The following is a 22,189-nucleotide window of genomic DNA, read 5'->3' as shown; positions in this document are numbered from 1 at the left end:
GTACGGCCGGCTGCGCCGAGCGCGCGCATCCGCGCGGCGATCCGCCGGGCGGCCGCCTCCCGCCGCCGCTCCCCGCACCCGGCGTCGGAGTCAGTGGCAGGGTCAAGGCCGGTGTCCGGGTCGCAGCCGAACTCGGGGGCGGAGTGAAGAGCGAGGTGAGGACCGGTCCCGAGGTCCGGGCCGGGGTGGATGACGTCTGGTGCCGAGTCCCCGGGCCGCAGGTCGTCGGCGATCCTGCCGTGGTCGAGCAGCAGCACCCGGTCCGCCCACGCGGCGGCCGCCGGGTCGTGCGTCACCATCACCACCGTCGCGCCGAGTGCGTCGACCGATCGCCGCAGCAGGCCGAGGATCTCGGTGGCCGTCACGGTGTCCAGCGCCCCGGTGGGCTCGTCCGCGAAGATCACCTCGGGCTCGGTGATCAGGGCGCGGGCGATCGCAACGCGCTGCTGCTGACCGCCGGAGAGCTGGCCCGGCCGGTGCCGCGCGCGGTCGGCGAGCCCAACCTCGGCCAGTGCCCGGGCCGCCCGCCGACGGTCGGCCCGTCGGCCGTCCAGGCGCAGCGGCAGCAGGACGTTCTGCTCGACCGTCAGCGTGGGCAGCAGGTTGAACGACTGGAAGACGAAGCCGATCCTGGCCCTGCGCAGCCTGGTCAGGGCTCGCTCCCGCATCCTGGCGAGCTCCTGCCCGCCGAGCTGGACCGACCCCGAGGTGGGCCGGTCCAGCCCGGCGGCGCACTGCAGGAAGGTGCTCTTGCCCGACCCCGAGGGGCCCATCAGGGCGGTGAAGCTGCCGCGCGGCAAGGTCACGTCGATCCCACGCAGTGCGTGGACGGCACCGGCCCCGCGGCCGTAGCTGCGGGTGAGCGAGCTCAGCCGCAGCGCATCGGGCACGGTGCTCCGGTGAACTCCGGTGGTGGGCATCGGGGGCCTCTTTCGGCTGGGCCGGCATCTGTCACCGGCGGTACCCCAGACGCTACGGAACCACAGGTCAGCGGCGCACTGGGGCAGCCACCCGACTTCGGGGTTCGGAAATCCCGAACAGTTCGCGCCGGCGGAACGATTCGTCTCCCGCTCGCGCCCGCCCCGGGTATGCCCCGGGTGTCCCGGGTATGCCCCGTTCGTCCCACATGCCCGGGGCTAACGGTTCGGCGGCTCGGTCGTTGGACAGGACATGGTGTCCGAACCCCCGCCCGGGAGCACCCCCGGCCGTTGTACCCGCAGCAGGACCCGGCCTACCCGGCGCCGGACCCGACCGCAACACCCTGCGGTCCTGCGGCCCCCGGGCGCACTCCCGGGGCGGCCCTTCCCCGACGCACCGCGCGCGTCCGACACCCGCGGAGCCGGACCGTGCTGACGCCGGGACCGCCGGCGGCACCGGGACCGCCCACGGCACCGCGGCCCTCCCCGGCCATCGCCCCGCCGCCGCGCGTCGTCCTGCACGACCGCTGGGAGCAGTTGCCGCAACAAGAGCGCACCGCCTTCCTCGCGCGCCGGACCGGCGCGGGTCGCTGGCCGTACGGAGCGTCGGACGGCTGGCAGCGCGGCCGGCCCTGGCAGCCGATGCGCCCGCTCGTCCTGGACCGCGCCGAGTACGACGCGTTCGGGCTCGTCGCACAGCAGCTGCTACGGCTGACGGTGGACGCGTGCCGACGGCGCGCCACGACCGTCGGCGAGTTGCAGGCCGCGCTGCGCGACCCTCGCCCGCACCGGCTGCTGGAGCCCGCCCGGCCGCTGGCCGAGACCCCGCTGCTGCGCATCGCCCGCCCCGACGTGCTGCTGAGCGGCGGCGTGCCGCAGTTCATGGAGCTCAACATCGCCATCACGCTCTACGGCATGCCGGCGCTGGACCGCATGGCCCAGGCGTACGCGCGGCTGTGCCCGGACGGGCTGCTGGCCGCGCCCCCGCACACGCACCGGGCGCGGTCGGCGCTGCTCGCCGAGGCGGCCGGGGCCGGGGCCGGCCGGCGGCCGTGTGTGCTGGTGCCGACCTGGCGCAGCCGCAGCGGGCCGGCCGCGCGGCTCAGCAGCCGGCGCGCACTGCGCGCCTACCTCCAGCCGACCGTGGACGCGGCCGCGGAGTCGGGGCTCGACGCGGTGGTGGCGGACCTCAGCCGGCTGCGTACCGATGCGGCCGGGAACCTGTACGCCGGGGAGTCGCGGATCGATCTCGTCCTCAACTGGTTCATCAGCTCCCGGGTCGTCCACGACGGCGGCGGGCTGGCAGCAATCGCCACCGCGCTCGCCGCCGGCACCGTACAGCTGTTCTTCCCCGAGGCGATGCGGCTGCTGAGCAGCAAGCAGGCACTGGCCTGGCTGCACGAGGACCTGGACCTGCTGGCCCCCGCGGACCGGGCGACCGTCGAGGCCCATGTGCCGTGGACCGGCTGGACGGCCGCGCATCAGGGCGCCGCGCAGCGCGAGCGGTTCATGGAGCGCGCGCTGGACGAACGCCGGGACCTGGTGCTCAAACCCGCGATCGGGGCGAACGGCAGCGGGGTGGTGTTCGGCTCGGACGTGGACGGGCGGCGCTGGCGCAGGCTGCTCACCGAGCGCGCCGCGCGCCGGAGCCTGGTGGTGCAGCGCCGGGTGGAGGGCGACACGGTGGCGATGCCGTTCCTGGCCCCGGAGTCCGGCCGGCGCTGCGAGGTACGGCTGCCGTTCGTGCTGGCGCCGTTCCTCGTCGACGGGCGGATCTGCGGCTCGCTGGTGCGCCACTTCGGGCCGGAGCATCCGTCCGGCGCCAAGGTGATCAACAGCCGGAAGGGAGCGGTCGCCAACACCGTCCTGCTCCGCTGAGCACCCTGCCCGCGCGGGCGCGCGCACGGAGGGGGATCGGCGGCCTGGGCACCGGCACGGTCACAGGGCGGGCGGACGACGCCGCTCCGGCCCGCGCCGACCCCGATCGAACCCGCTTCCGAACCAGGCCGCCGGATCGCGCATGGGTCGCGCCCGGCCGGGCAGGCGCCGGGGCGAGGAGGTAACCATGGAGCTCACGCGCACCACGGTGACGACGACGGGCGAGCCCACCGGGCCGACGCGCCACTGTGCCGTGCACCGGACCCCGAACCCGAGCCCATGAATCCCTGAGCCGAGCCCAGAACCCCCGACCCGAGTGCCGCCCCTGCCCCGACCCGCCAACCGATACGCCGCCGCCCGCCGGTGGCCCGGTCGGCGGCTCGTCGGCGCGCCCGGGAGCGTACGACGCCTGAGGACGAGACGACACCACACCATCATCAGATGATCACCAGGGAGTCCAGATGACCAAGATCTCACGCCTGCCCGGTGCCTTCGACCACTACTGGGAGTGGCAGCTGCACGCGGCCTGCCGAGGGCTGGACAGCGGCCTGTTCTTCCATCCCGCGGGCGAGCGCGGCCGGGCGCACGACGAACGTGAGATGGCGGCGAAAGAGGTCTGCCGAGGCTGCCCGGTCCGCGAGGAGTGCCTGCGTCACGCGCTGCGGACCCGCGAGCCGTACGGCGTGTGGGGCGGCCTGAGCGAGGACGAACGCCGCGCCCTGCTCGGCCCGGTGCACAACGAGCGACACCCCCATCACGCGGCTGCCTGACGGCCGCCCGGCGCGCACTCGCCTCTATTCGTCTACTCGCGTGTACTCGCGACGGCACGCACGCCCGCGCACGCCGACACAGGCCGGACGCCGCTGCGCGTGAGGCGCAGCCCGCAAGCCGAGCCCGAACGCGAAGCTAGGCCCGAGTCGGCCGGACCGACCGGAGCTGCGCGATCAGGGTCCGGTTGAAGGCCGGCAGGTCGGCCGGCTTGCGGCTGGAGACGAGCACGTTCGGCCCGTCCGTGCAGACGTGCACCTCCTCGTCCACCCAGCGCGCACCGGCGTTGGTCAGGTCCGTGCGCAGGCTCGGCCATGAGGTGAGTGTCCGGCCCTCGACCGCACCCGCCTCGATGAGCGTCCACGGGGCGTGACAGATCGCGGCAACCGGTTTGGCCGAGCGGAAGAAGCCCGCCACGAAGTCCACGGCGAGAGGATCCGTCCGCAGGAAGTCGGGACCGGCCACACCGCCCGGCAGGACGAGAGCGTCGAAGTCGTCGGCGGAGACCTCGGCGACGACCGCGTCCACCGGGAAGGTGTCCGCGCGATCGAGGTGCTTGAAGGCCTGGACCCGGCCCGGCCTGGTCGACACCAGCCGGGCGGTGGCCCCGGCCTCGGTCACGGCCTCCCAGGTAGAGGTCAGTTCCCGCTGCTCCGCACCGGCCGGTGCGACCAGGAAGGCCACGGTCCGTTCGTTCAGGTCGGTCATCCCGACCACCTCCGTCTGAGCTTCTGCCCGCCCGCTGCCGCCGCTACCGGCCCCGCCCGAGCCGCCAGGGTCGGCTGCGGTCGGGCAGAGCCGTCGTCCGGTCTCGGCCAACAGGGCCGGGGACAACGGGTCGGGGAGGTGCGACGCGGTCGGGATCAGGCAGGGATGTCGGTGCCCCTGTTCTGGTACGCCGGGGCCCGCGACGGCCGCGCCGGTTCGGCGGATGAACGTACCGGGCGCGTGCCCACCCTCCCGCGAGCGATCGCGCGAGCCGCCGATCCGCTGCCCGCGGACTCCCCGAGGTCAGTGGCCCATGCGGTGGACGAAGCGGTGCCGGCCCGTGGAGCGGGGCCGGGCGGCCCGGGCCGGCTCCCCGGCCGAGGACGGCGGAGCCGTCGGCGACCCGGAGCCACCCGTCGGAGCCGGCGCCACAGGGTCGGTGTCCACGGGGGCGGTCACCGCGCTCGTGCGGGGCTGGACGGCCGGCGCCCGGTCGACCTGCGGGCGGGCGGCCATCAGCTCCATCGCCCGGCGGCGGGCCGAGCGACGGCCGGCGAAGACCAGCAGGCAGCCCAGGGCGAAGACGAGGGTCAGCGCGATGCCCGCGAGGAAGATCGCGAGGCTGTTCATGGTGGCGACGTCGTTGCCGAACATCGTGACGGTGTAACTGGGGCCGCCGTCCAGGTTCTCGGCGATCAGCAGGCCGGTGAACGTGCCGGCGGCCGCGAGCAGCAGCAGTCCGAGGAGCAACATCCTCTTCTCTCCTTCCGGGAGGTCCTCGCGGCGCGTATGCCCGGTATCTACGGTTTGACCCACCGGCCCCACCCGGTCCACTCGACCCACCCCGCTCACCCGGCTCACCCGGCTCACCGCCGAGCCGCCAAGCCGCCGCAGCAACCGATCCCGCGCACGCCTGGATGCATCGAGGCGCCAAGGGGGCGCGCGCACGCGCGGTTGCGCCTGGTCGCCCGGCACGGACCCTGTACGCGGATGACGGACTGTGTTGCCATGTACCCGTCAAATCGCGCCGCTCCAAGCCGCCTCAGGTCGGCACGAGCGGCCCGAGGTCCATGGACGACGGAAGGAACAGCCCATGATGCTCCGTGCGTTGGCTCTCACCGGTGCCGCCGGTGTCGCGGCGTCACTGCTCGGCTCGCCGGTCTCCAGCTCCGGCTGGAGCACACCTCCGCCGGACAAGATCGTCATCAATGTGGCGACGGTCAACGGCTCGGGCTGCCCGGCCGGGACGGCCGCAGTCGCCGTCTCCCCGGACAACACGGCCTTCACGGTGACGTACAGCAACTACCTCGCCCAGGTCGGCCTGGGCTCCAAGCCGACCGACTTCCGCAAGAACTGCCAGCTCAACCTGAACGTGCACGTGCCGCAGGGCTTCACCTACGCGATCGCCTCCGCCGACTACCGCGGGTTCGCGCACCTGGAGAAGGGGGCCACCGGCACCCAGCGGGCGAACTACTACTTCCAGGGCTCGCCGCAGACCGCGTCGCAGAGTCACCAGTTCCGCGGCCCGGTCGACGACAGCTGGCAGGCGACCGATGCGGTCGAGATCGCCGCCCTGGTGTACGCACCGTGCGGCGAGCTGCGGAACTTCAACATCAACACCGAACTGCGGGTGAACTCCGGCACCTCCGACCCGACCAAGACGAACAGCTTCATGACGATGGACTCGACGGACGGCGACATCAACACCACCTACCACCTCGCGTGGAAGCACTGCCCCTGATCGGCGCGGCCGGCCGAACGTCGCAGCCACACCCTCGCGGCGTTCGGCCGGCGCGAAGGGGCCCAACCGTACGTGGCGTTCAGCCCGCCTCAGGAGCCGTACGCGGCCACGGGCGCCGGCGTTCCAGCTCCGCAGCCAGCGCGAGCAGACGCAGCTCGCCCCCGGGTGGCGCGACCAACTGCACGGACAACGGCAGGCGCCCGGCGGCGCCCGGAGCGCTGGCCACCGAACCACCGGCCGCCGGCGCGACCGGTATCAGCGCGACGGGTACCGGCAGCGCGAGGGCCGGCCAGCGGGCCAGGTTCCAGGGGTGACTGAAGGGGGCGTAGCGGATGTTGGAGAGGACATTCGCCGCCCAGCCCCTGGTGTGCCAGCGCTCCGCGGGCGGCGCGGGCCGGGCGAGCGTCGGCGTGACCAGCACGTCGTGCTCGGTGAAGAAGTGTTCCAACCGCTCCTGCCACCGGGTGCGTTGACCGGGCCGGACGAGGCCGGCCCGGGTGACGGCCCGGCCGAGCGCGGCGTGCCGGCGGGTGCGCGCAGCGAGCAGCGCGGGGTCCAGCCGGGCCGCCTCGGCGGCTGTGCCGGCGAGCCAGCGGGCCACCGCTGCCGCGCCCAGCCAGAGCGGGTACGGCGCCTCGGCCCGGCCGACCCGGTGACCGGCGGCCGCGAGGTGGCGGCCGGTGTCGCGGACGGCGGCGGTGTGCGCGGGGTCGACCGGGATGCCCGGGCCGGGGCACCGGGCGGACAGCGCGATCCGCAGTGGCACGGCGTCGGCCGCACCGTCGGCGGGGAGGGAGGTCAGCCCAGCGCCGGCATCGAGGCCGCCGCCGTCGCCGGCGAGCACCCGGAGCATCAGGCCGGCGTCGGCGGCGCAGGTGGCGATCGGACCGTTCTCCGCCATCTGCGACCAGCCGTCGACCCCGAGGTCTGCGGGGACCACGCCCGCCCCGGGCTTGAGTCCGAGGACGCCGCAGCTGGCGGACGGAATCCGGATCGAGCCCATCCCGTCGTTGCCCAGGGCGATCGGCACCATGCCCGCCGCCACGGCTGCGGCACTCCCACCGGAGGAACCGCCGGAGCTGCGGGAGAGGTCCCAGGGGCTGCGGGTGGTGCCGAACACGCTGTCCGTGGTGCCGAAGATACAAAGTTCGGGAACGGCTGTCAGGCCGATCACCACCGCGCCGGCCGCCCGCAGCCGGCGAACGGTCTCGTGGTCGGCGGTGGCCGGGGTGTCCGGGGTGGCAGCCGAACCGTGCCGGGTGGCCTCGCCCTCGACCGGGAGGTTGTCCTTGATGGCAACGGGGACACCGGCCAGGGGAAGCGCGGCGAGGTCGGCGCGCCCGGCGAGGGCGTCCGCGTCGTGGAGCGCGCGCTCGGCCAGCACCTTGCGGAAGGCGCCGACGTGCGGATCCAGCCGCTCGATCAGGGCCAGGTGCTCGGCCACCACCTCACGGGGCGCCACCTGCCTGACGCCGACGGCTGCGGCGATCTCCGTGGCCGTACGTCCGGTCCAGCCCGTCATCGTCCGCTCCCCCGCCTGCGCCGCCGCCGGCGCACCGCGGCTGCGGGCCCTGGTCGGATCAGGCCGTCAAGATAGCCAGCGGCGCGCGGACCGACAAGAGTGCCCCCGCGAGGCGGTCGGGCACGCAGGTCCCGCAACGCGGGATCCGGCAGGCGGGGTCAGCCACGCACCGTCAGACGCACGGTGTCAGGCGGGACTCGGGCCCGGCTCCGGCCCAGCCCCGGGACCCGGCCCCGGACCCGGCTCCGGCTTCTCCTCCCGGTGGTGTTCGGGGACGATCCGGTGCAGGCCCTTGCGGTCGTAATACGTCGTCATCGCGAACCCGAAGGCCAGGGCGGCCACCACACCGATCGCGATCATGATCCAGGCGCGGGTGAGGCCGGCCTCGCCCTGCGCGTCGAAGTAGAGGATCGCGCGGACGCCGTCCGTGAGCTGGCGCATCGGCTCGAACTCGGACAGCCAGCGGTAGAAGCCCGGCAGCGCCTGGAGCGGGATGGTCGCACCCGAGGACGGCAGCGACAGCGCGATGAAGACGAACATGCTGATCAGCTGCCCGATCCCGCCGAAGGCCGCCAGCAGGGCCTGGACGCCGAGCCCGACCGCGGCGCTGGCGCAGACCGAGAAGACCCACAGCAGCGGGAGGTGGGAGGCGTCCATGCCGAGGATCGTGACGCAGGCGAGCATGACCAGACTGGACGTCAGCAGCGAGAGCACGACCGACATGGTGCAGGTGATCATGAGCGTCCGGGTCCGGGTGATCGGTACGGTCGGCAGCTGGGTGCGCCACGGGCCGAGCTCGCTCGCCGCGTAGCCCAGCGAGACGTCCACGCCGTTGGCGATGATGTTGGCGCCCAGGAAGCCCGACAGGACCAGCAGCAGCGTGTAGTAGAAGGCGGTCAGCCCCAGTCCGCTGTGCGAGCCGATCGGGTGGCCGACCGCGGAGTCGATCGTCGCCGGGTCGGCCAGCTGGATCCGCTCGGCGTTGGTGGCCTGGGCACCCTGCTGCGGCAGCTGTGCGAGCAGCGTGCGGCCGAGTTCGAGCGAGGCCTGGTGGGCCGCCTGCTGGGCGATCGAGGTGGCCAGTGAGGAGGCCAGGCTGCCCGCGCCCGGGTTGGTGAACACCGTCATCCGTGGCTGCGGCGCCTCGGGCAGGCCGGTGGTGGCGCCGAGCTGGGCGACCGCCGCCGTGAAGTCGGGCCGGACCTCCAGCACGGCGCACAGCTTGCCCGAGGCCAGCCCCTGCATGGCACCGGCCTGGTCCAGCTGCCGCCAGGAGATCTGCTCCTCGGGGTCGGGTGCGGCCGCGATGCCGGCGGTGACGCGGGCGCCCAGGTTGGTCTGTTGCCCGGCCACCACCGCGCCCTGGTCGGCGTTGACCAGCCCGATCGGCATCCGGTGCAGGTGACCCCTGGGGTCGAGGACGCCGCCCATGTAGATCAGCGACAGCAGCAGTGCGAGCAGGCCGACCAGGACGGTCGGGAACACCCAGATCCGCGGGTTGCGCAGCACCTGTCCTGCGGTCACCTGGGCCTGGGGTGCGGGGTGCTTCGAGGACATGGCTCTCCCGGGGCTGGCGCTTGCCGCGTGGACAGCAAAGTATCCGAATCCGGACATCCCGCATCAGCGCCTCGCCCGCCGGCCCGCCATCCGATTCCGCCCCCGGCGGGGCGCCGACCGGCGCGGTTGCCGACCGGGCGGCTAACGGCCCAGCACCGCGCCGCCGTTGAGGCCGATCACCTGCCCGGTGAGGTATCCGGCGGCCGGGGAGGCGCGGGCCTGCTCCAGCACCTCCGCGCGCCGGCCGAGGACGACCACGCGGTGGCCGTCGGCGGCGAAGGCGTGTGCGATCGCCCGGCCGATCCCCGTCCCGCCGCCGGACACCACCGCGAGCCGCTCCGACACGATGCCCCCGTTCCTGGCCGTTCCCGGCGCCCGGCCACCGCCGCCCCGAGAATTTCACCGTAGCGCAGGGGCCGCTCAGGCCCGCAGGAAGGCCTCCAGGGCGGTCGCGAAGGCCACCGGGACCTCGTACATCGGGTAGTGCCCGGAGTTGGGCAGCACCTCCAGCTCGGCCTCCGGGTAGTGGGTGAGCCAGGTGCCGCGCATCGCCTCGGCTGAGAGGGCGAGGTCGTGCTCGCCGACGAAGACCTTGACCGGGAGCCGGCTGCCGCTGATCTTGGCCGCGAAGTCGAGCGTGGTCCAGTCGTCCAGGTAGGCGGCGACGGCCTCCGGACGGGAGTCGGCGACCGACCGGGCGGTCATCTGGTCGAGCCAGCGGGGGTTGGCCCGGCGACCGGTGACCAGGTCGAGGATGGCCCGGCGGTTGGCCGGGCGCCGCGCGGCGCCGTGGAACAGCTCGTACGCGTCACCGTCCAGGGGATACCCGCAGGCGGGCACCGGTGCGACGCCGACGAGCTTGCGCACCCGCTCCGGTGCCTCGGCCAGCACGCGCTGCGCCGCCTTGCCGCCCATCGAGTGGCCGACCAGCGAGAAGGTCCGCCAGCCCAGCCGGTCGGCCAGGTCGAGGGTGTCCCTGGCGATCTCGGACAGCGTGAACTCCCCCGGCACTTCTGCTCGTTGACCGTAGCCGCGATAGTCCAGCAGGGCGTAGCCGAACGCCTCGCCGTCCAGGTAGTCGAGGAACGGGCCCCAGCCGGCGGTGGTGCCGAACCAGTCGTGCAGCACGATGACCTTGTGCGCGCCGGTGCCGATGGTGCGGTGACTGACTGTCATGGTTCACTCCCTGGACGTGATGTGGGGTGAGCCTTCCCACCGGGCGTGGGCGGACAATCCTCCGCGGGCGGCGCAGTCCTCCTACTCCGCGCCTGCCCCGGCGTCCCTCCCCCCGGTGGCTGGCGGGGCGGCCTGATCGTGCACGACCGTGCCGCCTACGAGGGTGAGTTCGGGGAGCATCGCGGCGAGGGTCCGCTCGGCGCAGTCGAACGGGTCCTCGGGCCACAGCGTCAGATCGGCGAGCAATCCGGGCGCGAGGGTGCCGCGCCGGTCGCCCTCCCCGAGCAGCCGGACGGCCTCGGTGGTGTGCAGCCCGACCGCCTCCGCGCGGTCGATGGCGTGCTCGGGCCCCTGGACCCCGGCCCTCGTGCGACGGGTCGTCATTCCCCAGACGGAGGTCATCGCGCCGTACGGCCCGACCGGGTGGTCCGAGCCGGCCGCCAGCAGGGCGCCCTCGTCCAGCCACTCCCGCAGCGGGAAGATGGCGCTGACCCGCTGCTCGCCCCAGGCCTGGATCTGCGGTACGGCGGCGTCGTGCAGCAGTGGGTGCTGGACCGTCACGGGGATGCCCAGACGTACCGCGCGGGCGCGCTGGGCGGGCGTGGCCAGACCGCCGTGCTCGATCACCAGGGTGCCCTGCGGGAGTCCTGGGTGCCTGGCGAGCACGCTCTCGTACACGTCCAGCAGGATGCGCAGGGCGCGGTCGCCCCAGGCGTGCACGCCGGCCCGCCAGCCGCGCCGGACCACCCGGTCGACGGCCTCCACCAGCACCTCGGGCTCCCACAGCAGGGTGCCGTGGTAGCAGGGCCGGCCGACGTACGGCTCCTCCAGGGCGCCGGCCTCGATGCCGCCGTCGACGGCGAACTTCACACCCCAGACCCTGAGCCAGTCGTCCTCGACGCCCTGCCAGGGTTCCATCAGGTCCAGCAGGTCGTCGACGTCGGCGGCCGAGCGGGCGGCGAAGCCGGAGACGAGCGCGCGGATCCGCACGCCCAGCGCGCCGCGCTCGCGGGCCGCGCCGAGCACCGCCAGATCCTCGACGGGGACCAGGCAGTCGCGGACGGTGCCGATGCCCGTGGCGGCGTAGTCGTGCGAGGCGGCCCGCAGGCCCTCGATCCGGGAGGCGAGGTCCGGGCGCGGCAGCAGCCGCTCGGCCAGGGCCGTCGCGGAGCCGATCAGCCGTCCGGTCGGCCGGCCCCGCTCGTCGTGCTGGATCTCGCCGCCGGGCGGCTGCGGGGTCCGGGCGGTGAAGCCGGCCAGCCGGATCGCGTAGGAGTTGAGCATGCCGTTGTAGGCGCCGCGCTTGACCAGCACGGGGTGCTCGGAGGTGGCCTCGTCCAGTTCGGCGGCGGTGGGCATCCGGCCCTCGGCGAGGTTGAGCTCCTGCCAGTTGATGGTGGTGCGGATCCACTGGCCGGGCGGGGTGGTCGCGGCGCGCTCGCGGATCAGGTCCTGGAACTGCGCGATGGTGCGGGCCCGGTGGACGGGTACGTCGAAGACGCTGTGCGCCGCGAGGATCAGGTGGGTGTGGGTGTCGTCGAAGGCCGGCAGCACGGTCGATCCGGGGGCGTCGACGACCCGGGTGGCGGCGGTGACCAGGTGGTCCAGGCCCTTCGGGTCGGGCGAGAGCGCCGTGATGCGCTCCCCCGTGACGGCGACGGCCCGCTGGGTCTCCTCGCCCGGGACGAGCGTGTGCACGGCCGCGGCCCGGATGACCAGGTCGGCGGCGGGGGGCTGGGTCATACGTTCTCCTCGTGCTGGGACCGGTGGGGGACGCCGGCCGCCGATCGACGCGGGGCCCGCCGCGGGGCCGGGTCCGTCAGGGTGGGGTGGGCAGCGGCGCCAGGCCGGTCACCTCGACCACGTGCCGCAGGCTGGGCTCCGCCAGCAGGTCGTGGAGCTCGACGAAGACCCGCCGGGCCTCGACCGCGTTCCAGTCGGCGGGCAGCAGCTCCACCGGCAGGCCGGGGTCCAGGTAGGGCAGCCGGCGCCAGTCGTTGAGCATCGGCACGTAGTCGCGGAACGCCTCGACCTCGTCCGGGCGCGGGTAATGGCGCAGCTCCTCGGCGACCGGCTGGTAGGTGTCGGTGAAGGCCGCGTACTGGGCTTCGATCGTGGGAAAGTCCCACCAGGTGCTGACGGCCTCCCTCAGCTCCGCGAAGCCGGCGTAGTCGGAGGTGAAGAGATGGACGTACTCGCTCAGGCCGAGCCGTTCCAGCATCCGGCGGGCGTCCGGCAGCAGGCGGGCGGGGGCGAGCCAGACGCCCGGGGAGGCGTTGCCGAAGCCGAGCCAGGTCAGCCGGGAGCGCAGCTGGTGGCGGTGGGCGCGTTCGGACTCGGGGACGGAGAAGATGGCCATGACCCAGCCGTCGGCCAGCGCCGCGGGCTCCAGGCTGCCGAAGATCCGGCGGTCGCCCTCGTCGAAGACCGGCGCCATGGCGGGGCTGAGCCGGTACCCGGTGCCGGCCCGGCGCTCCTGGACGAGGGTGCCGCCCTTCTTCAGGCGGGAGATCGCGGAGCGTACCGCGGGCCCGTCGACGTCGAGTTCCGCCATCAGGGCGATCAGGTCGGCGATGGAGATCCAGCCGCCCAGCCGCCGCACGAACTCCCCGTAGATCGTGCTGATCAGGGAACTGGGCCGGGTCGCGGTCTCCGACATGCTCGCCTTCCTCCGTGAGTTTGCAGGTGATCATACCCAGCCGGGTTTCGGCGTCCGGAGTGTGCGCGGGCGGGGTCGGGAGCGGGGACACGGGCGTCGCGGCCGGTCAGGCAGGCAGGCAGGCAGGCAGGCAGGCAGGGTCAGGTGCGGGCGGGTCGGGCAGGGGCGGGGTGGGTGTCCGTGCGCAGCGGGGCGTCGGCGTACCTGCCGGAGAGCAGGTGCCCGGCGCCGGGGGCGACGGCGGGCAGGTCCAGGGCGCGCAGCATCTGGTGCACGGTACAGACGGCGGCGGAGACCACGGGCTTGCCGAGCCGTTGTTCGGCCTCCTCGATGGCCGCCAGGGAGGGCATCTGCACGCAGGCCGAGAGCACGACGGCGTCGGCGTCCGCGTGGTCGAGGCGCTCGGCGATGGCCGGCAGCCGCCCGGGGTCGTGGGCCGCGACGTCGAGGTTGCCGGGGATCTCCAGTGCCTCGTAGTCCAGGACCTCGATGCCCTCGTGGGCGAGGTAGTCGGCCACGGTGCGGGTCAGCGGGCGCAGGTACGGGGCGATCAGTGCGACCTTCCTGGCGCCGATCGTGTGCAGGCCGTTGACCAGGGCGCCGGCGCTGGTGACGACGGGGGCGGGGGCGCCGTTCTCGGCGGTGCGGGTGTGCAGGCGCTGCTGGGAGAGCCGGTGATAGCCGGCTCCCATGCTCATGATGGCCACCAGGCAGGCGTAGCCGAGGACGTCCACGTGCGCGTCGGAGAGCTCGACGGCGCAGCGGTCGGAGTCGGCGTCCATCGCCTTGAGCTGCTCGGGGGTGACGTGGGTCATCCGCATCCGGCTGGAGTGGAAGGTGAACCGCTCCGGCGCGACGCCCTCGCGGGCGCGCAGGATGGCGGGCACCTCGCTCTCCATGGTGACGTTCGAACTGGGGACGATCTGGCCGATCCGGTAGGTGCGCGGGGACACGGCGGGGGCTCCTCGGGTCGCGGGACGGCGGGGGCACGGGGGCAGGTGTGGGTACCGGGGTGCGGGACGGCGGCGGGGGGGTGGATCGCCCGGCGGATTCAGCGGGCGTCGACGACCGGGTTGGCGAGGGTGCCGATGCCCTCGATGGTCGCCTCGACCAGGTCGCCCGGCCGGAGGAACTGCGGGGGTACGAAGCCTGCGCCGACACCGGAGGGCGATCCGGTGGCGATCACGTCGCCCGGCTCCAGGGTGACCCCGGAGCTGATGTCGGCGATCAGCCGCGGGATCCGGAACAGCATGTGACGGGTGCTGGAGTCCTGCTTGGTCACGCCGTTGACCTGGAGCGAGAGCTTGAGGTCCAGCGGGTCGGCCAGCTCGTCGGCGGTGACCACGGCGGGCCCGAAGGGGGCGTAGGAGTCCTGGCCCTTGGAGAAGAACCACTGGCCGGAGCGGCGCTGGTCGCGGGCGCTGATGTCGTTGATGATGCTGTAGCCGAAGATGTGGTCCCAGGCGTCCTCCTCCCGCACCCGGAAGGCCGTCCGGCCGATGACGACGGCCAGTTCGCACTCCCAGTCGAGCTGGGAGGTGAGGTCGCCGTTGTGCAGGATGGGCTGTCCGGGGCCGGTCACGGCGGTGGCGGGCTTGGAGAACAGCACCGGGCGGTCCGGCAGTTCGCGGGCGGTGTCCAGGGTCCGGTGGGACTCGGCGACGTGCTCGACGTAGTTCAGGCCCACCCCGATGATCTTGCCGGGGCGCAACGGGGCGTGCAGGGTGACGTCGTGGAAGGCGTGCACGGCGCCGGCCGGCCAGGTCTGCGGCTCGCCCTCCAGGAGCAGTGCCCGGGCGGCGTCCAGGGCCGGCTGCCCGGCCCGGACGAAGCCGAGCAGATCGCCCGGCAGCTCGGCGCCGGCGGCGGCGGCGACGGCGGCGAGGTCGACGACCCGGTCGCCGAGCTCGACGCCCAGCCGGGGCGCGGGGCCGGTGCCGCCCGGGGCGTGGGGTGAGCTCGGCGGCGCCTGGTGCGCCGGGGACTTCGGGCTGTAGGTGACCAGTCGCATCGGTGGGCTCCTTGCGTTGGCGGTAGGGCGGCGGGACGGTACGGCGGGCGGACGGCGGGACGGTACGGCGGCGGCGCGAGGCGGTCAGGCGCCGTCCGGGCGGACCGGCTGTCGGCCGCCGTTGTCGGTGTAGGCCTCCTCGCGCAGGAAGCCGAGGGAGCGCATCACGGGGAAGTCGTTGAAGGAGAAGAGGCAGGCGTCCTCGGAGGTGTCCAGGTTCGCGTGCTCGTGCCAGGCCCAGGACGGGACGCAGAAGATGTCGCCCTGCTGCCACTCGAAGCGCTGCCCGGCGATCACCGACACCCCGTGCCCCTTGGCCGCCGTGTAGACCACCGAGCCGGTGTGGCGGTGGGCCAGGGTGGCCTGGCCGGGGCGCAGCAGCTGGATGTGGGCGCCCATGGTCGGCATCACCGATCCGCCGGTGAGCGGGTTGGCGTACTCCATGATCACGCCGTCGTAGGGGGAGCCGTCCTCGGCCTTGGCCAGGTCGAGCAGGGCCTGGTAGGTGGGCTCCCACGGGTAGCCGAAGACGGGTGAGTACGGGCGGGTCCACTTCTCCATGCCGTACGGCAGCAGATTGGTGCCGTAGCTGAGGACGGAGGAGTTGATGACCTTTCCGGGCGTCTGGTAGAGGTCGGGGTGGACCTCGTAGAAGCCGGCGTCCAGGGCGTTGACCAGCGGGATGTCCAGGCCGTCCTGCCAGATGACGGGCGCCTGGTCGGACTCGTTGCCGTGCTCGTGCCAGGTGCCGTTCGGGGTGATGGCGAAGTCCCGCGGCTCGACCTTGAGCTTCTGGCCGTCCACGATGGTCCAGGCGCCGCTGCCCTCGTGGACGAAGCGCAGGGCGGCGGCCTGGTGGCGGTGGGCGGTCATGGACTCGCCGGGCCCCATGATCTGCAGGCCGGTGTAGAGCAGGCCGACCGCCGCGCTGAGCTCCCGGCGGCCGGGGTTGACCAGCATGACCACGCGCCGCCCGGCGTCGTCGGCCTGCACCAGCGGCAGCGCCTTGTGGACCAGCGGGCGCAGCGCCTCGTAGCGCCACAGCACCGGGACGGACCTGGGCTGCGGGTACCAGGGCTCGATCTCGTTGGCGACCGTCCACAGCGCGCCCGCGTCCAGTTCGGCGAGTTCGCCGTAGTAGGCGCGCAGTTCGGGGGTGTCGGACACCCGGGCCCGGCCGAGTGCGGTGTCGTCGAAGGTGGTCACGCTTCCTCCTCAGTGCGGGTGGGACGGATCGGCTGGTCCGGGCGGCCGGGGGTGCGGGGCGGGGTGCCGGGACGGTCGCTGCTGAGGGCCAGCGGGGTGCGCGGGCGGTCGTCGACGTGCAGTCGGAAGACGTCGAAGCGGTTGTAGTGGCCGACGATGTCGTGCATCTGCTTGGGCTGGATGCACCTGGCCAGGTCGATCTCCGCGTAGACGATGCCCTCGTCGTCGATCAGGGGATCGGTGACGGGCCGGCCGTCGGGTCCGAAGATCCCCGACAGGGCGCTGCGCGGGCGGGCGAGCATCTTGCGGACGTCCTGGTCCGCGCCGGCGATCTCGTCCACGATCTCCGCGGAGATGGTCGAGCAGGCCACGACGGAGAAGACCTTGCCCTCGAAGCAGTGCGCGGCGGTGCGCAGCGCGATGGCCTCCGCCATGTCGTAGTCCTCGGGTGCCACCGGCAGCGCGATGTAGGCGGCCGCGTGGACGAGTTCGCCCTGGGCGAGCAGGGTGAAGCGAGCCAGGGTATTGGTGTTCTCACCGCAGGCCAGCACGCCGAGCGGGCCGATCCCGGTCCGGTGGACCTTCAGCGAGCTGCCGTCACCGCCGGTCCAGGTGAGCTTCTCGGCCCAGGTCGGCACCAGCTTGCGGTGCACCCCGAGGAGCTCGCCGTCGGAGCCGATGGTCAGCAGGGTGTTGTAGAGGACGCCGAGGCTGTGCGGTGAGCGTTCGTTGACGCCGATCACCAGGACGACGCCGTGCCGGCGGGCGGCGGCCCGCAGGGTGTCGACGTGCGGCCCGGGTACGTCGACGGAGGAGCGCTGGAGCCGCTCGAACCAGGGCGAGCCCTGGACGGGGTTCATCGTCCAGTTCCAGTACGGGTAGCCGGGGACGAACACCTCGGGGAAGACGATCAGCGAGGCACCGTGCCCGGCTGCCTCCTGGATCAGCGCCACGGCCTTGTCGACGGTGGCCGCCGGATCGAGGTAGACCGGCGCGGCCTGGACGGCGGCCGCCGTGAAGCGGGGCAGATCCTCCATCAGATCCTCCGAACTGCGGGTGGGGTGGGGTGCGGCTCAGTGGGCCGCGGTCGGTGCCGTCGCCGCGGGCGGCCGCGCCGGCGGCGGGGGCTGCCAGCGCCGGTGGACGGGAGCGGCCGGCTCGCGCAGCAGGTGCAGCCGGGGCGGGACGCGGTCGGCGCGCGGACCGGCCGGCTTGCGGCTGCCCGGCTGCCACGGCAGGGGCCAGCGCGCGCCCGGCCCGGTGTAGCCCTGCTCGGCGGCCGCGTGCAAGGTCCAGAGCGGGTCGTAGAGGTGCGCCCGGCCGACGGCGACCAGGTCGGCGCGCCCGGCGAGCACGATCGAGTTGGCGTCGTCGTAGCTGGAGATCGCACCGACGGCGATGGTCGGGATGCCGGTGCCGTTGCGGATCAGGTCGGCGAACGGCGTCTGGTAGCTGCGCCCGTAGCGCGGCCGCTGGTGCGCGACCACCTCGCCGGTGGACACGTCGATGACGTCCGCCCCGGCGGCCGCGAGCGCCCGGCAGATCTCGACGGCCTGTGCCTCGGTGGTACCGCCCTCGGCCCAGTCGGTGGCCGAGATCCGCACGGCCAGCGGCTTGCCGGCCGGCCACACGGCACGCACGGCGGCCAGCACCTCCAGCGGCAGGCGCAGCCGGCGTCGGAGAGTGCCGCCGTACGCGTCGGTGCGCCGGTTGGTGAGCGGGGAGAGGAAGCCGGAGAGCAGGTGCCCGTGGCCGAACTGGAGCTCCAGGACGTCGAATCCGGCCCGGTCGGCCCGGGCCGCGGCCCGCGCGAAGTCCCGGGTGACGGCTGCCAGGTCGGTGGGGGTGGCCTCGCGGGGGGCGGGGCTGTCGGCGTCCCAGGGCAGCGCCGAGGCGGCCAGGGTCGCCCAGCCGTCCGCGCCGAGCGGGCGTCCGACCCCGTCCGGGCCGGGCAGCGCGGTGGAGGCGCGGCGGCCGGCGTGGGTGAGCTGGATTCCCAGCGGTGTGTCGCAGAGCTCCCTGATGGCGGAGACGATCCGCCGCCAGGCGCTCTCCTGCTCGTCGGTGTACAGGCCGGCGCAGCCGCGGGTGGCCCGCCCGTCCGCGCTGACGGCGGTCATCCCGGCGAACACCAGGCCCGCCCCGCCCAGGCACTGGGCGGCGAGCTGGGTCTGCTGGAGGGTGCCGGGCAGGCCGTCGGTGGCCGAGTACGTCGCCAGCGGCGGGACGACCACCCGGTTGCGCAGGTCGAGCCCGGCCAGGCGCAGCGGCCGGAACATCGGGGGTACGGCGGCCTCGCGGGTCTGCGCGGCGCCGCCGAGGCCGGCGTCGAAGGAGGCGTCGAAGGAGGCGTCGACGGCGCGGACGAACTCCGGGTCCCGGGCGCGCAGGTTGCCGTAGGTGACGCGGCGGCTGCGGGTCAGCAGGTTGAAGGCGAACTGGTCCGGCGCCTGGCCGGTGTACCGGCCGACGTTCTCGAACCACTCCAGGCTGGCCTGCGCGGCCCGCTGGGTGGACTCGACCACCGGCCGACGCTCCGCCTCGTACGCGGCCAACGCCCCATCCACCGTGGGGTGTTCGTGCAGACTCGCGGCGAGAGCCAGGGCGTCCTCCATGGCGAGCTTGGTGCCGGAGCCGATCGAGAAGTGCGCGGTGTGCGCGGCGTCGCCCAGCAGCACCACGTTCTCGTGCCGCCAGCAGCCGTTGCGCACCGTGGTGAAGCGGATCCACCTGGACGCGTTGGGGATCAGCCGGTGGCCGTCCAGGTGCCCGGCGAGCAGTTCCTCGCACCGGCGCACACTCTCGTGGTCGCTCTCCCCCCGCGTGAACTCCCGTGCGGCGAGGGCCTCGAAGCCGGCCCGGCGCCAGGCGTTCTCCTCGATCTCCACGATGAAGGTGCTGCGCCGGCCGTCGAAGGGGTAGGCGTGCACCTGGAGAACGCCGAAGTCCCGGTTCTCCACGATGAAGGTGAAGGCCTCGAAGACGCGGTCGGTGGCCAGCCACATGTAGCGGCAGCCGCGCTCGTCCAGGTCGGGGCAGAAGCTGCGGGCGTAGGTCTGCCGGGTGGCGGAGCGGACGCCGTCCGCGGCGACGACCAGGTCGTAGCCGGCGGACAGGTCCTCCACCGGGGGCGCCGGCGTCCGGTAGCGCACGTCCACGCCGAGTGCGGCGCAGCGCCGCTGGAGGATCTCCCGGAGCCGGTTGCGGTCCAGCGCGGCGAAGCCGTGCCCACCGGAGGTCCGGACCTGGCCGGCGTAGCGGACGTCGATGTCGCTCCAGCGGGCGAAGCGCGCCGACATCGCGGCGAACACCTCGGGGTCGGCCTGGGCGATGCCCTCCAGGGTCTCGTCGGAGAACACCACCCCGAAGCCGGACGCGTCGTCCTGGGCGTCGCGCTCCCAGAGGGTGATGTCCCAGGCGGGCGAGAGCCGCTTGGCCAGGGCCGCGAAGTACAGGCCGCCGGGGCCACCTCCGATGACCGCTACGCGCATGAAGGTCCTCCTGAGGTTCCGTGCCGTCACGGTATTGCGCTTAGTCTGCGGTCGTCAAGCAACCGCGATACACCACGCCCGGCGTGGCGCGACGGGCTCAGCCGTAGTACTCCGGCGCCTGCGGGCCCGCCTCGCAGAGCACCTGACGCACCTGCGGAGGCCAGGGCGAGACACCCCGGGCCGTGGCCGCCGAGTGGACCACCGACATCCGGCCCGTCGCCGCCGGGCCGCCCGGCCCTCGCACCTCGAAGGCGTAGTGCAGGGAGGAGGTGCCCACCCTGTCGACCCGCAGCTCGACGTGCACCGCGTCGCCGAACCAGAGCCGCTCCAGGTAGTCGGCCTCGAAGTGGACCCGGGGGATGCTGCCGAACAGGCCGTCGAGGCCGAGTCTGCGCAGCAGTACCGCCTCCGCCGCCTCGGCCCAGCGCAGGACGGAGGAGAAGTGGTAGTGGCCGGCCGCGTCGGTGTCCGACCACTCGACCCGCCGCTCGACCACCACGCTGGGCAGGGCGGGCGGCACGGCCACGGCGGCGGTCGGGGCGGCGACCGGGGCGGCCCGGTCGGCGGCGGGAATCGCGGGGTTGCTCATCGGGGCACCTCTCAGGGACGGGGGCTCGGTGGTGAGGGCTCGGTGGTGAGGGCTCGGCGGCTCCGGGCCGGCTCAGCGGCCGGTCGCCGCGGGGCCGGCGTGCCGGGCCCGGCGGCGGAGCTCGGCCCGCTGGAGCTTGCCGCTGGCGTTGCGGGGCAGCTCCGGGACGAACTCGACGGCGCGGGGGTACTTGTAGGGCGCGATGGCCTGCTTGACGAAGTCCTGCAGGGCCCGGGCGGTCGCCGCGTCGCCGGTGGCCGTCTCGCGCAGCACCACATAGGCCTTGACGATCGTCCCGCGGCTGTCGTCGGGCGCCCCCACCACCGCGCAGTCCAGCACGTCGGGGTGGGTGATCAGCACCTGCTCCACCTCGGGACCGGCGATGTTGTAACCCGAGGAGACGATCATGTCGTCACTGCGGGCCTGGTACCAGAAGTAGCCGTCCCCGTCGCGGATGTAGGTGTCACCCGTGAGGTTCCACCCCGCGCGGACGTAGCTGAGCTGGCGCTCGTCGTCCAGGTAGCGGCAGCCGGTCGGGCCCTTGACGGCCAGCAGACCGGGCTGCCCGTCGGGCACCGGCTCCCCGCGCTCGTCCAGCACGACGGCCCGGTAGCCGGGGACGGGCCGCCCGGTGGCGCCGGGGCGGATGTCGTGGTCGGCGGCGGAGATGAAGACGTGCAGCAGTTCGGTCGCACCGAGGCCGTCGATCAGGCGCAGCCCGGTCGCGGCGTGGAAGTCCTGCCAGACGGCGACCGGCAGCGCCTCCCCCGCCGACACACAGCGCCGCACGCCCGCCAGTCGGTCGGCGAGCCCGGCCGCCAGGATCGTCCGGTAGGCCGTGGGCGCGGTGAACAGCACGCTCACGCCGTACTCGGCGACGGCGTCGGCGAGTTGCTCGGGCGTCGCCCGCTCCAGCAGCAGGGTGGCGGCGCCGGCGCGCAGCGGGAAGACCACCAGACCGCCCAGGCCGAAGGTGAACCCCAGCGGGGGCGTGCCCGTGAACAGGTCGTCCGGCTCGGGCCTGACGATGTGCCGCGAGAAGGTGTCGGCGTTGGCCAGGACGTCGCGGTGGAAGTGCAGGGTCGCCTTCGGGCGGCCGGTCGTCCCGGAGGTGAACGCGATCAGCGCGACGTCATCGGCGGCGGTGTCGACGGCGGTGAACACCCCGTCCTTGGCCGCGCAGCGTGCCGACAGGTCGTCGGGGCCGGTGCCACCGAAGGGGACGATCACCGCCCCGGGCGTCTCGGCGGCCACCAACTCGTCCAGGAAGCGGTGGTCGCACAGGGCGAGGACGGGCGCGCTGATCCCGTGCAGCGCCGACAGCTCGCCCGCCCGCAGCAGTGGCATGGTCGTCACCACCACGCCGCCGGCCTTCAGTACGCCGAGCCAACAGGCCACCATCCAGGCGTTGTTGGGGCCGCGCAGCAGGACGCGGTTGCCGGGCACCAGCGCCAGGTCCTCGGTCAGCACCTGAGCGATCCGGTTCGCCCAGCGCTGGAGTTCGCCGTAGGTCCACCGCCCGGTGGGGGTGAGCAGGCAGCTGCGGTCGGGGCCGTACTGCTCGACGGTGTCGTCCAGCAGTGCCTTCGCGCAGTTCAGCCGGTCCGGGTAGGCCAGCTCCGGGAGCTCGAAGAGCAGCTCCGGCCACTGTCCGACCGGGGGCAGCCGGTCACGACAGAACGTGTCCACATGGGCAGAGGGGGAGAGCTGCATCGGCGGCACCTCGTTCGGTTCTGCGGGGAGTGAAGCCAGTATGGCGCTCCTCTGACGGCAGTCAATGGTTCGGGATACTTCGGAGCGGTGATTCCGCTCCGTGCCACCGGCGGGTGCTTGATCCACCGAACCTCCCCCGGCGCCGCCCGCGTTGGCGCACCGCGCGCCCGCACTCCCGGCATGGCGACCACCCTCCTGGACACACGGGCGTGCGGCCGGACCGCCGTACGCCCGAGCCGCGCGCACCCGCCAC

At 73.9% G+C, this 22,189-nt stretch carries 18 protein-coding genes and 1 pseudogene; 3 read left to right on the top strand and 16 right to left on the bottom strand.

Going from position 1 to position 22,189, the window contains the following annotated elements; all coding sequences use genetic code 11:
- Positions 1 to 203: 203 nt before the first annotated feature.
- A pseudogene (locus ACIBH3_RS21775) lies at positions 204 to 920 on the bottom strand (ABC transporter ATP-binding protein); the annotation flags it as partial.
- Positions 921 to 1,346: 426 nt separating this feature from the next.
- Here ACIBH3_RS21775 and ACIBH3_RS21770 point away from each other — a divergent pair.
- A complete protein-coding gene (locus ACIBH3_RS21770; protein ID WP_396313678.1) occupies positions 1,347 to 2,795 on the top strand; it encodes a hypothetical protein in 1,449 nt (482 codons plus the stop codon).
- Positions 2,796 to 3,256: 461 nt separating this feature from the next.
- The gene (locus ACIBH3_RS21765) at positions 3,257 to 3,565 is read left to right on the top strand and encodes a WhiB family transcriptional regulator (protein ID WP_396313677.1); all 309 of its coding nucleotides are present in this window, start codon (positions 3,257 to 3,259) and stop codon (positions 3,563 to 3,565) included.
- A gap of 136 nt (positions 3,566 to 3,701) precedes the next feature.
- Here the strand turns inward: ACIBH3_RS21765 and ACIBH3_RS21760 are convergent, their stop codons facing one another.
- Together ACIBH3_RS21760 and ACIBH3_RS21755 are read right to left on the bottom strand one after the other, a co-directional pair.
- Entirely contained in the window at positions 3,702 to 4,271 is a 570-nt protein-coding gene (locus ACIBH3_RS21760) for a type 1 glutamine amidotransferase domain-containing protein (protein WP_396313676.1), read from the bottom strand.
- Positions 4,272 to 4,574: 303 nt separating this feature from the next.
- Positions 4,575 to 5,024 carry a hypothetical protein gene (locus tag ACIBH3_RS21755; protein ID WP_396313675.1) on the bottom strand — a complete coding sequence of 150 codons (450 nt, stop codon included), beginning with the start codon at positions 5,022 to 5,024 and terminating at the stop codon, positions 4,575 to 4,577.
- Between the two features lie 343 nt (positions 5,025 to 5,367).
- On the opposite strand from ACIBH3_RS21755, the gene ACIBH3_RS21750 reads away from it, so the two are divergent.
- On the top strand, positions 5,368 to 6,012 hold the full coding sequence (locus ACIBH3_RS21750; protein ID WP_396313706.1) for a DUF4360 domain-containing protein: 645 nt from the start codon (positions 5,368 to 5,370) through the stop codon (positions 6,010 to 6,012).
- Positions 6,013 to 6,091: 79 nt separating this feature from the next.
- Here ACIBH3_RS21750 and ACIBH3_RS21745 read toward each other — a convergent pair whose 3' ends face one another.
- The 13 genes from ACIBH3_RS21745 to ACIBH3_RS21685 form a co-directional block, all read right to left on the bottom strand.
- Complete coding sequence (locus ACIBH3_RS21745; protein WP_396313674.1) at positions 6,092 to 7,534, bottom strand: amidase; 1,443 nt, start codon at positions 7,532 to 7,534, stop codon at positions 6,092 to 6,094.
- A gap of 186 nt (positions 7,535 to 7,720) precedes the next feature.
- On the bottom strand, positions 7,721 to 9,091 hold the full coding sequence (locus tag ACIBH3_RS21740) for a YhgE/Pip domain-containing protein (RefSeq protein WP_396313673.1): 1,371 nt from the start codon (positions 9,089 to 9,091) through the stop codon (positions 7,721 to 7,723).
- Between the two features lie 141 nt (positions 9,092 to 9,232).
- Entirely contained in the window at positions 9,233 to 9,436 is a 204-nt protein-coding gene (locus tag ACIBH3_RS21735; RefSeq protein WP_396313672.1) for an SDR family NAD(P)-dependent oxidoreductase, read from the bottom strand.
- A gap of 75 nt (positions 9,437 to 9,511) precedes the next feature.
- The gene (locus ACIBH3_RS21730; RefSeq protein ID WP_396313671.1) at positions 9,512 to 10,267 is read right to left on the bottom strand and encodes an alpha/beta fold hydrolase; all 756 of its coding nucleotides are present in this window, start codon (positions 10,265 to 10,267) and stop codon (positions 9,512 to 9,514) included.
- Positions 10,268 to 10,348: 81 nt separating this feature from the next.
- Positions 10,349 to 12,010 carry an amidohydrolase gene (locus tag ACIBH3_RS21725; RefSeq protein WP_396313670.1) on the bottom strand — a complete coding sequence of 554 codons (1,662 nt, stop codon included), beginning with the start codon at positions 12,008 to 12,010 and terminating at the stop codon, positions 10,349 to 10,351.
- A gap of 76 nt (positions 12,011 to 12,086) precedes the next feature.
- Positions 12,087 to 12,926 (bottom strand): PaaX family transcriptional regulator C-terminal domain-containing protein, encoded by an 840-nt coding sequence (locus tag ACIBH3_RS21720; protein WP_396313669.1) that lies wholly within the window; start codon positions 12,924 to 12,926, stop codon positions 12,087 to 12,089.
- Positions 12,927 to 13,066: 140 nt separating this feature from the next.
- Positions 13,067 to 13,825 (bottom strand): Asp/Glu racemase, encoded by a 759-nt coding sequence (locus ACIBH3_RS21715; RefSeq protein WP_396313705.1) that lies wholly within the window; start codon positions 13,823 to 13,825, stop codon positions 13,067 to 13,069.
- A gap of 152 nt (positions 13,826 to 13,977) precedes the next feature.
- Positions 13,978 to 14,937, bottom strand: coding sequence for a fumarylacetoacetate hydrolase family protein (locus ACIBH3_RS21710; protein WP_396313668.1), 960 nt, complete (start codon positions 14,935 to 14,937; stop codon positions 13,978 to 13,980).
- A gap of 84 nt (positions 14,938 to 15,021) precedes the next feature.
- Positions 15,022 to 16,143 (bottom strand): cupin domain-containing protein, encoded by a 1,122-nt coding sequence (locus ACIBH3_RS21705; protein WP_396313667.1) that lies wholly within the window; start codon positions 16,141 to 16,143, stop codon positions 15,022 to 15,024.
- A complete protein-coding gene (locus ACIBH3_RS21700) occupies positions 16,140 to 17,180 on the bottom strand; it encodes a carbon-nitrogen hydrolase family protein (protein WP_396313666.1) in 1,041 nt (346 codons plus the stop codon). The genes ACIBH3_RS21705 and ACIBH3_RS21700 overlap by 4 nt, the downstream gene beginning before the upstream one ends.
- 36 nt (positions 17,181 to 17,216) lie before the next feature.
- Positions 17,217 to 19,634, bottom strand: a complete 2,418-nt coding sequence (locus tag ACIBH3_RS21695; RefSeq protein ID WP_396313665.1) for an FAD-dependent monooxygenase — start codon at positions 19,632 to 19,634, stop codon at positions 17,217 to 17,219.
- Positions 19,635 to 19,731: 97 nt separating this feature from the next.
- Positions 19,732 to 20,223: an acyl-CoA thioesterase gene (locus ACIBH3_RS21690; protein WP_396313664.1), complete on the bottom strand. Its 492-nt coding sequence runs from the start codon at positions 20,221 to 20,223 to the stop codon at positions 19,732 to 19,734.
- A gap of 72 nt (positions 20,224 to 20,295) precedes the next feature.
- The gene (locus ACIBH3_RS21685; RefSeq protein WP_396313663.1) at positions 20,296 to 21,936 is read right to left on the bottom strand and encodes an AMP-binding protein; all 1,641 of its coding nucleotides are present in this window, start codon (positions 21,934 to 21,936) and stop codon (positions 20,296 to 20,298) included.
- Between the last annotated feature and the right edge of the window lie 253 nt (positions 21,937 to 22,189).

Source organism: Kitasatospora sp. NPDC050543 (genome assembly GCF_044457565.1).
GTDB lineage: Bacteria > Actinomycetota > Actinomycetes > Streptomycetales > Streptomycetaceae > Kitasatospora.
This window is presented reverse-complemented; position numbering and strand designations above follow the sequence as displayed.

What these genes read in the sequence shown, in the direction of transcription:
- ACIBH3_RS21765 (WP_396313677.1), top strand. Translation starts at nt 3,257, where the DNA reads ATGACCAAGATCTCACGCCTGCCCGGTGCCTTCGACCACTACTGGGAG.
- ACIBH3_RS21760 (WP_396313676.1), bottom strand. Translation starts at nt 4,271, where the DNA reads ATGACCGACCTGAACGAACGGACCGTGGCCTTCCTGGTCGCACCGGCC.
- ACIBH3_RS21755 (WP_396313675.1), bottom strand. Translation starts at nt 5,024, where the DNA reads ATGTTGCTCCTCGGACTGCTGCTGCTCGCGGCCGCCGGCACGTTCACC.
- ACIBH3_RS21750 (WP_396313706.1), top strand. Translation starts at nt 5,368, where the DNA reads ATGCTCCGTGCGTTGGCTCTCACCGGTGCCGCCGGTGTCGCGGCGTCA.
- ACIBH3_RS21745 (WP_396313674.1), bottom strand. Translation starts at nt 7,534, where the DNA reads ATGACGGGCTGGACCGGACGTACGGCCACGGAGATCGCCGCAGCCGTC.
- ACIBH3_RS21740 (WP_396313673.1), bottom strand. Translation starts at nt 9,091, where the DNA reads ATGTCCTCGAAGCACCCCGCACCCCAGGCCCAGGTGACCGCAGGACAG.
- ACIBH3_RS21730 (WP_396313671.1), bottom strand. Translation starts at nt 10,267, where the DNA reads ATGACAGTCAGTCACCGCACCATCGGCACCGGCGCGCACAAGGTCATC.
- ACIBH3_RS21725 (WP_396313670.1), bottom strand. Translation starts at nt 12,010, where the DNA reads ATGACCCAGCCCCCCGCCGCCGACCTGGTCATCCGGGCCGCGGCCGTG.
- ACIBH3_RS21720 (WP_396313669.1), bottom strand. Translation starts at nt 12,926, where the DNA reads ATGTCGGAGACCGCGACCCGGCCCAGTTCCCTGATCAGCACGATCTAC.
- ACIBH3_RS21715 (WP_396313705.1), bottom strand. Translation starts at nt 13,825, where the DNA reads ATGGAGAGCGAGGTGCCCGCCATCCTGCGCGCCCGCGAGGGCGTCGCG.
- ACIBH3_RS21710 (WP_396313668.1), bottom strand. Translation starts at nt 14,937, where the DNA reads ATGCGACTGGTCACCTACAGCCCGAAGTCCCCGGCGCACCAGGCGCCG.
- ACIBH3_RS21700 (WP_396313666.1), bottom strand. Translation starts at nt 17,180, where the DNA reads ATGGAGGATCTGCCCCGCTTCACGGCGGCCGCCGTCCAGGCCGCGCCG.
- ACIBH3_RS21695 (WP_396313665.1), bottom strand. Translation starts at nt 19,634, where the DNA reads ATGCGCGTAGCGGTCATCGGAGGTGGCCCCGGCGGCCTGTACTTCGCG.
- ACIBH3_RS21690 (WP_396313664.1), bottom strand. Translation starts at nt 20,223, where the DNA reads ATGAGCAACCCCGCGATTCCCGCCGCCGACCGGGCCGCCCCGGTCGCC.
- ACIBH3_RS21685 (WP_396313663.1), bottom strand. Translation starts at nt 21,936, where the DNA reads ATGCAGCTCTCCCCCTCTGCCCATGTGGACACGTTCTGTCGTGACCGG.